The 12,921-nt window shown below is 69.8% G+C and carries 5 protein-coding genes; 3 read left to right on the top strand and 2 right to left on the bottom strand.

Features of this window, described 5'->3' with window-relative positions:
- Positions 1 to 2: 2 nt before the first annotated feature.
- Complete coding sequence (gene fxsT, locus ACH54P_RS37265) at positions 3 to 4,190, top strand: FxSxx-COOH system tetratricopeptide repeat protein (RefSeq protein ID WP_489907979.1); 4,188 nt, start codon at positions 3 to 5, stop codon at positions 4,188 to 4,190.
- Positions 4,191 to 4,194: 4 nt separating this feature from the next.
- Here the strand turns inward: fxsT (ACH54P_RS37265) and ACH54P_RS37270 are convergent, their stop codons facing one another.
- Complete coding sequence (locus tag ACH54P_RS37270) at positions 4,195 to 6,018, bottom strand: HEXXH motif domain-containing protein (RefSeq protein ID WP_489907980.1); 1,824 nt, start codon at positions 6,016 to 6,018, stop codon at positions 4,195 to 4,197.
- Between the two features lie 1,572 nt (positions 6,019 to 7,590).
- Between ACH54P_RS37270 and fxsT (ACH54P_RS37275) the strand changes: the two genes are divergently transcribed.
- Positions 7,591 to 10,296, top strand: a complete 2,706-nt coding sequence (gene fxsT, locus ACH54P_RS37275; protein ID WP_489907981.1) for an FxSxx-COOH system tetratricopeptide repeat protein — start codon at positions 7,591 to 7,593, stop codon at positions 10,294 to 10,296.
- A 66-nt stretch (positions 10,297 to 10,362) separates the two neighbouring features.
- On the opposite strand, the gene ACH54P_RS37280 is transcribed toward fxsT (ACH54P_RS37275), so the two are convergent.
- Positions 10,363 to 11,544 carry a TetR/AcrR family transcriptional regulator gene (locus ACH54P_RS37280; protein ID WP_489907982.1) on the bottom strand — a complete coding sequence of 394 codons (1,182 nt, stop codon included), beginning with the start codon at positions 11,542 to 11,544 and terminating at the stop codon, positions 10,363 to 10,365.
- A 159-nt stretch (positions 11,545 to 11,703) separates the two neighbouring features.
- Between ACH54P_RS37280 and ACH54P_RS37285 the strand changes: the two genes are divergently transcribed.
- Positions 11,704 to 12,915: an acetyl-CoA C-acetyltransferase gene (locus ACH54P_RS37285; RefSeq protein WP_489907983.1), complete on the top strand. Its 1,212-nt coding sequence runs from the start codon at positions 11,704 to 11,706 to the stop codon at positions 12,913 to 12,915.
- Positions 12,916 to 12,921: the final 6 nt, after the last annotated feature.

Here is a 12,921-nt window from a genome sequence, read left to right on the forward strand (position 1 = left end):
AAGTGGGCGACGCGGTCTGGCTCGCCATGGCGATCGGCGATTCCGCACCGCGCGCGCACCCCGAATTCGAGGCACCCGAGGAACCGGACGACCTGGAAGACCCGGACCACAGAGGGCCGGAACCACCGGAGGAACCGGCCGGGCCCACGGTGCCGCCGCTCGGCCGAGGCCCCGAGCGCCTCGTCACGGCGTTGGTGAAGAGCGCGGAGATCCTGGCGGCCGGCGGTGCGGCAGGGGCCCAAGGACCGTCGCGGTTCCTGCCGGAGGCGGCCGCGATCACCCGGGCGCTCCGCCCGCTGAAACAGGTACGTCCTTCGCGCTCCGAAGAAGACGCGGTACTCGACGAGGGCCTGACCGCGGAGCAGGCGGCGGAGGACAAGCTCTGGCTGCCTCAGACCAAACCCGCCATGGTCCGCGGGCTCGACCTGACCGTCGTGGTCGACTCGAGCCCGTCCATGGCGCTGTGGCAGCCCACCGTCGCGGCCTTCCTCACCCTCCTCCGGCAGCTCGGCGCGTTTCGCGCCATCCAGGTCCGGCTGTTGGAGACGGACAAGCGGACTGGCGAAGGCGTGTCCGGGCCGGTGCTGCGGGGCGGCACGCCGGGTGCGCCGGAACGCCAGCCTGCGGAGCTGCTCGATCCGTCCGGGCACCGCCTGATGCTCGTGCTGACCGACGGGATGGGGGAATCCTGGCGGGAGGACCTGGTTTCGCCGCTGCTGGCCCAGTGGGGGCGGACCATGCCGGTGGCCGTCGTCCAGGTGCTGCCGCAACGGCTCTGGGGCCGGGCCGGGCCACAGCTGCACCAGGCCAGGCTGACGACGCCGGGGCCGTTCCGGCCGAACCGCCGGTACGGGCTCGAACTGCCCGATTCCTGGCTGACGGGGGAGGATCCCAAGACCGCCGGCGCCGGCGCCGTGCCGATCCCGGTCGTGGAGCTGGACCCGCGCTGGCTTTCCTGGTGGGTGCGGATGATCGGCCGGGCACAGCCGGACCCGATGCAGGCGGTCGTCATGCTGGCGCGGACGCAGCCCCAGCCCCCTGAACCGTGGGACGAACTGCACGGACCGGTGTTGTCCGCCTGGGACCGCGTCAGGCACTTCCACGGCGTCGCTTCACCGTCGGCCTTCCGGCTGGCCACCTTGCTGGCGGCCGTGCCGGTGAGCCTGCCGATCGCGCGGTTCGTCCAGACCGAACTCGTCCCCGAGGCGAACACCGCCGACCTCGCGGAGGTGTTCGGCAGCGGCCTGCTCGACGTGCCGCCCTTCGCCGAGGCCGGCCAGGACTGGGACGACATCGTCTACGAATTCCCGCTCCCCGTGCGGGAGGCGCTGCTGGCTGCCGGCCGGCGGTCGGACACGGCACGGGTCGTCGTCACCACCACCCGGCGGTTCGGCGACCGCCACCCGGTGCTGCTCCGGGTCGCCGAGGCACTGGACGACCCGGATCGCGCGCCCCTGCCCGAAGCGGACGCCGACCTCGTCTCGGGAGTGGCGCTCGAACGCGCCGTGATGCGGGCGCTGTCGGGTCCGTACGCCGGACGCGCGGATCGCCTGCTGCGCTGGGAGTCCGAGCTGGCTGTGCCGAGCGAGCCGGCGGCCGGTGAAGGCGTCCCGCCCGCGTCCTCTGCCGAGAACCTCGTCGCCGATGTCCACGAAGAGGCGGCGGACTCCCTGCAGCGGGTCCGCCAGTTCACCACCGACGCGCCGACGGTCTGGGGTGCCGTGCCCGCCCGGAACCCGGACTTCACCGGACGGCACCGGCTGCTCGAGGTACTGGCCGACAGTCTCCGCGACGGCGGCCGCGCGGTGCTCCACGGCACCGGGGGGCTCGGCAAGACCCAGATGGCGACGGAGTACGTCTACCGGCACCTGGACCGGTACGACGTGGTGTGGTGGGTCAGTGCCGCGCAGGAGACCCAGATCCGGGCGTCCCTGACCGAGCTGGCCCGGCAGCTCCGGCTGCCCGGCGCCGCCGAGGCGGTCACCGCGGTGCCCGCCGTGCTCGAAGCCCTGCGATCGGGTGAACCGTATCGCCGGTGGCTGCTCGTGTTCGACTCGGCGGACGAACCCGAGGCGGCGCTGCCGTTTCTCCCCGCCGAAGGGCCGGGCGAGATCGTGGTGACGACGAGGAATCCCGAGTGGCCCGGCGTTTTTCCACGGCTCCTCGAGGTGGGGCCCTTCACCCGCGCGGAAAGCACGGAACTGCTGAGCTTGCACGACCGGCAGTTGCACGCGGAGCAGGCCGACCGGCTGGCGGCACGGCTGGGCGACCTGCCCCTGGCGCTCGCCCAAGCCGCCGCGCTGCGGACGGAAATCGCCATGCCGGTGGACGAGTACCTGCGCAGGTTCGACGACAAGGCGGAGGAAATCCTCGCCACGTCGACCCCGACCGAATACGAAGTGCCGATCGCCGCCGCGTGGAACGTGTCGTTCGACGAGCTCGGGACCCGCAACCGCGCCGCGCACCAGCTGCTGCAGGTGTGCGCGTTCTTCGCCCCGGAACCGATCTCCCGCAGCATCTTCGCCGGGGTCCGGAGGCTGTCCATCGCACCGGAGCTCGACGCCGCCATGCGCGACCCCACCCAGCTCGACCAGGCCCTGCGGGACATCAACCGCTGGGGGCTGGCCAAGGTCGACCACCGGTCCGACACCCTGCAGCTGCACTGGCTGGTCCAGCTGGTGCTCCGCAATCGCATGAGCGAATCACACCGCCGGGACGTCCGGCACGGCGCTCACCTGCTGCTCGCGAACCGCGATCCGGGCGACCCGGCCTCGGCCCGCCTGTGGCCCCAGTACCACACCGTGCTCCCGCACATCTACGCCGCGGACCTCATCGACTGCGATGACGACTGGGTGCGGGAGCTCGTCATCAACCTGATGAAGTTTCTGTACTTCTGGGGTGATCACACCGGTGCGACCCTGCTCGCCCAGCGCGTGGCCGGCGCGTGGACGGAGCGCTTCGGGGAAGCCGACCCGTTGACGCTCGAGGCTTCCGAGCGGCTCGGCTTCTTCCTGTGGGTGCTCGGCCGGTACGAAGAAGCCGAGGCGATCAACAACCGCACTCTTCGGCTCTACCAGGAGAAAGAGACCGCCGGGCAGCGGTCGGAACAGACCTTGAACGCCCAGCTGTCGGTGGCCGTGGTGCTGAAGGCTCGCGGGGACTTCGCCGGTGCGCGCAAGCTCAACCTCGCGACGTACCACGAAGCCGTCGCGATCCTCGGCAGCAACGAACCCAAGACCCTGACCGCCGCGCACGACCTGGTCGTGTCCCTGCTCCTCACCGGCGAATACGAGGAGGCACGGCGAATCGGGGAGGACACGTACGCCCGGTGCGCGGACATTCTGGGCCCGGACAACGCGGCCACCATCAGCACACTCAACATCCTGGCGATCTGCCGGCGTGAAATCGGCGACTACGCCCTCGCACGGCTGGAACTGCAGAAGATCGTGGAACGGGTCCGGCGCCTCTTCCGCGACGACAACGCCGGGGTTGTCCGGCGGGAGTACCACCTGGCGGTGGCGTTGCGGAAGGACGGCCAGCACGCGGCTGCGTTGACGCTCTCCAAGAGCACCCTGGAGCGCTTCCGGTCCCGCTACGGGCTCAGCCATCCGAGCACGCTGCCCTGCGCGCTGGCGCATTCGATCGATCTCCGGTACGCCGGGGAGCTCGAGGCGGCCAGGGCGCTGGGGCAGCAGGCGGTCGACCTCTACCGGACCAGTCTCGGCGGCCGGCATCCCCACACCCTGGTGTCGGAGATCGACCTCGGCGTGACGCTCCGGCTGCTGGGCGACTTCGCGGCGGCGCGGAAACGGGACGACGAAGCCTTCCGCAACCTGCGCAGGATCCTCGGCGCCGACCATCCGCACACCATCGCCGCGTCGATCGACCTCGCGGACGACGAGGCTGCTCTCGGCCCACCCCGGCTGACAGCCGAGCGGCTGCTGGTGCGTGACACCGAAAGCCTGGCACGCGCCCGCCGCGCCCTGGGCGAGGACCATCCGATCACCCTGGCGGCCCAGCTCAACCGGGCTCTGGACCTGCGCTGGGTCGGTCGGGAACGAGAAGCCGCCGCGCAACAGCAGGACGTCGTGGCCCGTTACCGGCGGGTGCTCCGCGGGGACCACCCGATGACGGTGGCCGCCGAGCAGGGGGTGCGGGCGGTGTGCGACATCGACCCGACCCCGCTGTAACGGATCATCGGCCGGTGCCGGCTAGCCAGCGGGCGACTTCTTCGGGAGCGGGGGCGGGAGTCGCCCGTTTCCGAATTCCCCGGTGCACCGCGCGGACCAGTTCGGGCCGGTCGAGCACGACGGCCGCCGTGGCCGCGTCGCCGGTCACCCGGAGGGCGAGACCCAGCCCGACCAGGGCGCGGGGCGCGTCCGGATCGCTGAGCAGTTCGGCCCGGTACCCGTCGAGAGCGGCCTCGCCGCGGCCGTCCACCAGCGCGAAATCCGCTTCCGAAGCGCCAGAGACCTTCGGCCAAGCGTCCCGGGCACGGCGTTCGCCGTCTTCAGCGAGCCGGACTCGCAGCAGGTCCGACCGCGCTTCGGTCCACGTGCCGTCCGGTTCGGTGACCAGCTCCGTGGTCGCGGAATCGGTGCGAGGGGCGGGGGCTCCGCCCAGCCAGGCGCCGACGATCCGGCCAACCGTCTCGGGATCCGGGCGGAGGTGGCGGAGCCGCCAGCCAGCGTAGTGGTCGGCGGCCAGCAGGGCCGACCAGTGCGCGGCGACCTCGTGGACCTCGTCGTCCTGCCAAGCTTCGATGCGGTCGGCCATGTGGGCAAGGAACCGCTGTCCCGCTTCCGTCAGGGCGCCGTCCCCGCGGATCGCCTCGAAGGTCCGCCCCACCTGGTAACGCCAGTGGGCGAATTCGAAGGCGGCCAGTTCGTCGTCCGGTCTGCTGCGGCTGAGCGCGCGGTAGAACTCCGTGACCGCGAAGAACGCGTACACGCCGTGTATCACGCCACCGAGCGGCCTGGGGTCGTCTCGCCACGGCGCGTAGAGCCGTTCCGTCCGGTCGTTCGAGTGGAGCGGCAGGAGTTGCAGGAGACCGCCGAGCCGGATGTGCTGGAACTCGTGCACCAAAGCCGCGGCGAGGGTGGCCGGATCCTCGGGGCGGCAGATCACCGCACCCCCGAAGGCCTCCCCGCTCGACGCGCTCGGCAGGCGGAACGGGAACGGCGGGTCCGGCACGATCGTGTCGAGGCCGGCGGGCAGGGCTTCAGCGAAGTCCGGCATCAGCCGGACGATCAGCTCCCAGGCCTGGTCGAGCGCGTCGCACCAGATGCGCAGGTCTTCCGGGCCGAGCCGGTAGGGAGCCCGCGGACCGTGGAGCCCGCGGTACGGGTCGACGTCGTCGATGCGGATGGCCAGCCGTCGTGGGCCGGCACCCAGTTCAACGGTGCGGATCCCCTGCCAGCCGGGTTCGTCGGCCGACGGGTCGGGCGGAACCACGACGGTCCGGCCGCATGCGGTGATCTCGACCCGGCCGGCCACCCCGCGGACCTCCGCCGTGGCACTGTCGGGCACGTCGTCGAGGTGGGCGATGCCGAGCGTCGGCAGGGCGACGATCCCACGCCACACCGGTACCCGGACGTGGAAGGTTTCGATGCCGGCCCGAGCCGCCGCCGCGGCCGCCAGGGCGTGGATGTGTCCGATATGGACCCAGAGGGGCCGGTCGCAGGCGACGTCCTGCCGGAGCAGGCGGGTGGTGTAGCCGGCCCAGCTGCCCGTGTAGGGGTGGGTGAGCACGTCGTCGAGCGCTCGCGCGTCGGTCTCCTGGGCCAGGACCAGCAGGTTCCACGCCGTCTCCGGAGAAGCCAGCGGACCTTGCCGCTCCGGGTTCTCGGCCACTTCGTCGATGATGTTGCGGAGCAGGAGCAAGCGTCGGCTCCGTTCCGCGGTCCGCAGCCGCAGGACCGGGTCCGGGCCGCCTTCGGACCGGGCCGCGAGGTCGAACTCCGCCCACGGCAGGGTGTGCAGGAGCGATTCGCGTGTGGCATTGCTTGAGGTGGGCACGGTCAACCCTTCCGGAAGCCGCTCAGTCGACCCGTTTCGCGCCTTGACTCCCGCTCGCCGTGATCGGGATGTACGCCGTTCGCTCGACGGCGTGACGCACTGATCGACGCAAGAGCGCGGAGTCGAGATTCCGCAGTTCGGACAGCGGCATGGCACTGAGGTCCAGGAGCTCGGATTCGATCCCCGGTCGCCTCTTGCCGCCCGGCGATCGCATCGCGATTTCCCCTCTCTCATCGAGAACCGTTTGGAGGCGCGCGTAAGCTAGCATGCCCACCTCCCTCACCCATTCGGGGGTGGCTGCGAACGACAGCCTACTCTGGACGACCGGAGATTTTTCGCGTTTTCACGGACTGGACGACTCCGCAGCGTCGTGCCCGATGTCACGGAACGAAGTAGTGCCCACGGATGACACGAAACCGTGACAAAATTACGCCGAGCGGTGAATGTATTCCGGCCCGGCTGTGGATCCGGAAATGACGCGACGTGCTTGTACGGTGACGGTGCCGGGCGGAGTGACCCCTGGTGGACGAGGTGGAAGGAGCGCGCGGAGGTTCGTGCGCTCGCTTCTGTCGGCCATGCGCACGAGGTCGTCCCGGAAGCCTTCGCCGATCTTGCGGGCCCTCAACGCCGGTCCTGGTGAGCCGGCGCCGCTACTGATGTTCGTCGAGCTCGTCGCCTGAAGAACGTGCGGTCGGCCGGGCGCGTGATCCGGGATCGGCCAGGCCTGGGAGCGAGTCGCTCCTCTCGCTCGTCTCGCGGTGTGGGCGCCGGGCTCGTGCTGCCGCGGACTCCGCCGACGCGGCGAGGGTGGCGATCGGCTCCCGCTCACCACGATGTCGAGCGACGAGCAATGGCTGATGATGGTGCCGGGCGTATCGCCGGTCGCACGATCCGGGCCAAGACGACCTTGCCGGTCATCGCCCGTCGACTCTTCGGAAGTCGTCCGCGAAGTGTTAGCCTGGCTCGCTGAAAGCAGCGAGCGGGCCGGATGATTTCCCGCGCTCGCAAGGCGGTCCGCGTCGGACGCCCTCGAAGTCCGTCATCGCCGGACGATGACGCAGTCACGGACCTGGTGGTGTTGTGGGATGATCCGAACCGGCGGCTCCTCTTGGTGAAGCCGATCACCAGGTATCTCGGAGGCGGTACCGGTTCGGGTGACCCGCGCCGCCGGGACCGCGGTGGCTCCGCGCCGCTCGGACCGAGCCGGGTGTTCACCGTGGATCCCTGCTGCACAGCCGAAATCGAGCACAGAGGGGTCCGCGGTCCGGCGTTCTCAGTCGTCATCATCACCAGTAACGGTGAGCGCGAGTTCCCGTCGGCCTTCCTCCGGCGGTGCTTGTGTCCGGCGTATGATCTCGGCTCGAGCACAGTCAAGCCAAGGCGCGGGCCACACCGACGACTCCTGATGTCACTCCGGATAGCGGGCTTCCCTCTGCAGCAGATGCGGCGATCGACCTGGAGCACGACGTGATGCGCGCATTGTCCGGGCCATATTTGTCCCTGCGGATCGCTTGGAGAGTAAAATCGCGGGCACCGATCAACTCGACGATCTATCCACTATCATCACCGGCGGTGAGTGACAGAATGTCGCAGGAACTCGAGCCGATGGGTTCCTCGAGCGAACATGCCTCCACCGTCCACCCCGAAACCGGGACCACCGAAGTTTCCTCGCTGATGAGCGGGGCGAACTCGGATGTGCACACGAGGATTGTCCGGGAGATCGCCCACGTGACCAGCCGCAACGAACGCCGTCCCAGTGATGAAGGGCCACCAGTCTGGGGAAACGTTCCACCCAAAAATCCGAATTTCACCGGAAGGCGTGAACTGCTCGATCAATTGGGCGAGCGGCTGGGTTCGGGCGTGACCGCCGTCCTGCCCGCGGCATTGCACGGAATGGGTGGTATCGGCAAGACGCAGACGGCGGTCGAATACATCTACCGGCACCTGGGTGACTACGACATCGTTTGGTGGGTCGAGGCCACCCACCCCACGTCGATCCGCCGGTCACTCACCGAACTCGCCCAGCGCCTGCGGCTACCGGCCGCCGACGAAGCCATCACCGCAGTGCCCGTAGTCCTGGAGGCGCTGCGGCTTGACCGGCCGTTCCGGCGCTGGCTGCTGGTCTTCGACTCGGCCGAGGACCCGGACGCGGTTCGGCCGTTCTTCCCCATGAGTGGACACGGCCAGATCCTCGTCACCTCCCGCAACCCCGGCTGGGCCGGCATCGCGCGGCCGCTCGAGGTCACCGTTTTCCAGCGTGAGGAGAGCAAAAAACTGCTCGGCGCGCGCGGACCCCAGCTGGCCGACGCCGAGGCCGACCTGATCGCCGAGAGGCTCGGTGATCTCCCGCTGGGGATCGACCAAGCGGCCGCTTGGCTGGCTGAGACCGGCATGCCGGCGCGGGAGTACCTGCGGCTGTTCGACGAGAAGGTCGCCGAAATCCTCGACACCTCAGCACCGCGCGACTACGAAGTGTCCGTCGCCGCGGCGTGGAACGTCTCCTTCGACGAGCTCAGTTCCCGCAACCCCGCCGCTCATCAGCTCCTCCAGGTCTGTGCCTTCTTCGCACCCGAGCCGATTTCACGGAGCCTGTTCACCGGTGTGCACGGTGTTTCCGTCGCTCCCGAACTCGACGTGGCCTTGCGCGACCCCATGCGGTTCGGCCGCGCGATCCGCGACATCAACCGCTACGGCCTGGCGAAGATCGACTACCGGACCGACACCTTGCTTCTGCACCGCCTGGTCCAGCTGGTCCTGCGCAACCGGATGAGCGAACAGCACGGCCGGGAGATGCGGCACGGCGCGCACTCGCTGCTGGCGCAACGCGACCCGAACAATCCGACATCGCCGGGGAGCTGGCCGCGGTATCAGGAGATCCTGCCGCACATCTACGACGCCGAGCTGACCGAGTGCACCGATCGGTGGGTTCGTCAGCTGGTGCTCAACCTGTTGAAGTTCCTTTACCACTGGGGCGACCACCAGGGCGCGGTCGCGCTCGCCGAGCGGGCGGTCAAGGCGTGGGCGACCGGCCGGCAGGAGCGTGAGGCACGGGGAGAGGAACTCGTCGAAGATCCGCCGCTGCTGGAACTCGCCGCTTCGGAGCGGCTCGCGTTCTTCTACTGGGCGGTCGGGCGATACAGCGAAGCCGACGACGTCGCGAGGCGCACGCTGGACAGCTACACCGAAGCGCTCGGTCCGGAGAGCGAAGAAACCTTGAACGCTCAGCTCACGTACGTTCTGGTTTTCAAGGCGCGCGGTGACTTCTTCGAGGCTCGGCGGCTGAACGAGGAGATCTACGTCAAGGCCCGCGGCCTGTTCGGTGACGAGGACCCGGTCACCCTGGCCGCCGCGCACGAGTTCATCGCCGCGCTGCTCCTGGTCGGCGATTACGGGACAGCTCGCGACCTGGCGGAGGCAACTTTCCGCCGCCGCGTCGAGGTCTTCGGCTTCGACAACGTCCACACGATCGGCACGCAGGTACTGCTCGTGCTCGCGAGGCGCGAACTCGGGCGCTACCCGTGGGCCTGCCTCGAAATGGAGAGCATCGCGGGGCGGGCTCAGCAGCTTTACGGTGAAGACAGCGTCGGCACACTCCGCCGTCGCCACCTCCAGTCGGTCGCGTGCCGCAAGAACGGTGACCACGACGTGGCGCTGGAATTCTCGGGCGACGCACTGCGCAGGTTCCGAATCCGCTACGGCGACAAACACCCGGACGCGATGGCTTGCGCACTGGCGCATTCCGTCGACCTCCGCCGCGTGCGGAGGTTCGCCGAGGCCCGCGCGCTCGGCGAAGAAGTTTTCGACCTCCACCGGGAGACCCTCGGGGAAAGTCATCCGCACACGCTCTCGGCGGCGCTGGACCTCGGCGTGACGCTGCGGCTCGGTGGCGACCCGGCCAGCGCTCGTGCTCTCGACGAACGCTGCTGGGAGCGATTCCGCGAGAAGCTCGGCGAAGACCATCCGCACACGATCGTGAGCGGGATCGACTTGGCGAGCGACCTCTTCGCACTGGACCGGCTGGCGGAGGCGGCGGAGCTGGACGCCGACCTGCTCGACCGCTCTCGTCGTGTCCTGGGCCAAGACCACCCGACGACGCTGGCCGTGCAGCTCAACCGTTCGCTGGATCTGCGGGCCCTGGGCGAAACCGCGGAGGCGGACGCGCTGTACGACGACGTGGTGACGCGGTACGGGCTGGTGCTCGGGGAAAACCACCCGGACACGGTGTCGGCGACGCACGGCGTCCGGGCGGACTGCGACATCGACCCGATGCCGCTGTAGTAGTGATCGGCGCACCGCCCGGACCGGTTCCGGCGGTGCGGCGGCGCACGTGACGTCGGCCCGGTGTTAGTCCGCGACACCCAGGACTGTGTGCAGCAGGGTTGTCAGTTCTGCCGCGAAGTGGGGACGGCCGGCCAGGCGGCGGGTTCGGGCCAGGTCGTTCGCGATCGTCAGGGCCGCGTGGATCGTGATCTTTGCTTCGCGCGGCGGTAGCGATGGACGCACCGTCGAAAGCAATGTCACCCACTGCGCCACGTAGTCGCGCTGTACTCGCAGGAGGTCTGCCTTGTCGCGGTCCGGCATGGTCACGCGGTCCGCCGAGAACGAGACCAGCAGCTCCGGTGTGTGCAGGATCGTGTGCACGTACGACTCGGCCAGGCGGCGCAGGGCCGAGCGCTCGTCGGACGTCTGCAGGGCGCGCTCGGCCGCGAGGGCCAGGCGGTCCGCCGCTCGGTGGCCGATCGCCACCATCAATGCTGCCTTGCTCGGGAAGTGGCGGTAGACGCTCGGGCCCGCTATGCCCGCCGCCGCGCCGATGTCCTCCATGCTCACGTCGTGGAAGCCTCGCTGGGCGAACAGCCCTGTCGCCGCCGCCAGGACCTGCTCTCGGCGGGATGGTGTGCCCAAGCCCGCCACCGGTGACGGGGGTGTGGACGGCGGGGACGGGAGTGTGGCGTTGAGCACATCCAGCGCCAGTTCCACGAGCAGCTGGGCGAAGCGCCGGCGGGCCACGGACGTGTGGTGCACCGACACGCTGCCGAACACCGACAGCGCCGCCCAGCAGAGCAGCTCCGCGTCCTCGGCGGGGAGGTCGGGACGGCGGACCTGGAGCGCCTTCGCCCACGTCGTCAGCGCCAGCGTCGAGCGGCGGGCGATTTCGCGCTGGTCCTCCTTGGGCAGATGACGCCCTTCCCAGCGCCACAGCGCCGCGATCTCACGGCGTTCGACGGCCTGCGTCGCGAGCCGGCCGAGGAGGGATTGAAGCTGGTCAGGCGCAGGAACCGAGTCCGACAGCGCCTCCGCCGTCGCCGCCTCCAGGTCCTCGAAGCCGCTCAGGACGACGTACGCCAGGATCGCCTGCTTGTCCGCGAAGTGCCGGTACAGCGCCGGGCCGGTGACGCCCGCCGCGTCCGCGATGTCCTTGATGCCGACGCCGGGGAAGCCGCGGGCGCGGAACAGCTCCGCCGCCACCGCGGCCAGCTGGGCCTTGCGGTCGCGGGGGCGCGTACCGCGCTCAACGTCGGTCATGGTGAGTGAACGATAGCGGCTAACGGCACACCTGCAACCCATTGACACCATGGGGTTATCCAGCGATATGTTAATGGCCATTAGCCCTACTGGCCGGTATCATCGGCTGCGATACGGCTAGGCACGAAGACGTCCCACCCGCTCGCGAGGAGTTGTTCTGTGAGTAGCGAGGCCTACATCTACGAGGCGATCCGCACGCCTCGCGGCAAGAACAAGGGCGGTGCCCTGCACGGCACCAAGCCGGTCGACCTGGTGGTCGGCCTGATCAACGAACTGAAGGTCCGCCACCCGAACCTCGACCCCGCCGTGATCGACGACATCGTGCTCGGCGTCGTCTCCCCGGTCGGCGAGCAGGGCGCGGTCATCGCGCGCACCGCCGCGCTGAACGCGGGCCTGCCGGACACGGTCGCGGGCGTGCAGCTCAACCGCTTCTGCGCCTCCGGCCTCGAGGCCACCAACACCGCCGCGCAGAAGATCCGCTCCGGCTGGGACAACCTGATCATCGCCGGCGGCGTCGAGTCGATGTCGCGCGTGCCGATGGGCTCCGACGGCGGCGCGCTGTTCATGGACCCGGCCACGGCGTACGACAACTACATCGTCCCGCAGGGCACCGGCGCCGACCTGATCGCGACCATCGAGGGCTTCTCCCGCGAGGACGTCGACCGCTGGGCCGTCCGCTCGCAGGACCGCGCCGAGGCGGCCTGGTCCGGAGGCTACTTCGCCAAGTCGGTCGTCCCGGTCAAGGACATCAACGGCGTGACCGTGCTGGACCACGACGAGCACCGCCGTCCCGGCTCCACCATCGAGGGCCTCGGCAAGCTCAAGCCCGCCTTCGCCGGCATCGGCGAGCTGGGCGGCTTCGACGCCGTCGCGCTGCAGAAGTACCACTCGGTCGAGAAGATCAACCACGTCCACACCGGCGGCAACTCCTCCGGCATCGTCGACGGCGCCGCGCTGGTGCTCGTCGGCTCCGAGCAGATCGGCAAGACCTTCGGGCTGACGCCGCGCGCCCGGATCGTGGCGACCGCGTCGATCGGCTCCGAGCCGACGATCATGCTCACCGGCCCGACCCCGGCCACCGAGAAGGTCCTGAAGACCGCGGGCCTCAAGCCCGAGGACATCGACCTGTGGGAGCTCAACGAGGCGTTCGCGTCCGTCGTGCTCAAGTGGATCAAGGACCTGCACCTCGACGAGGAGAAGGTCAACGTCAACGGCGGCGCGATCGCCATGGGCCACCCGCTCGGCGCCACCGGCGCGATGCTGGTCGGCACCGTGGTCGACGAGCTCGAACGCCGCCAGGCGCGCCGCGCCCTGGTGACCTTGTGCATCGGCGGCGGCATGGGCGTCGCGACCATCATCGAGCGGGTGTGAGGACCT

The sequence above is a fragment of the Amycolatopsis sp. N2S4-7 genome (assembly GCF_058119595.1).

What these genes read in the sequence shown, in the direction of transcription:
- ACH54P_RS37280 (WP_489907982.1), bottom strand. Translation starts at nt 11,544, where the DNA reads ATGACCGACGTTGAGCGCGGTACGCGCCCCCGCGACCGCAAGGCCCAG.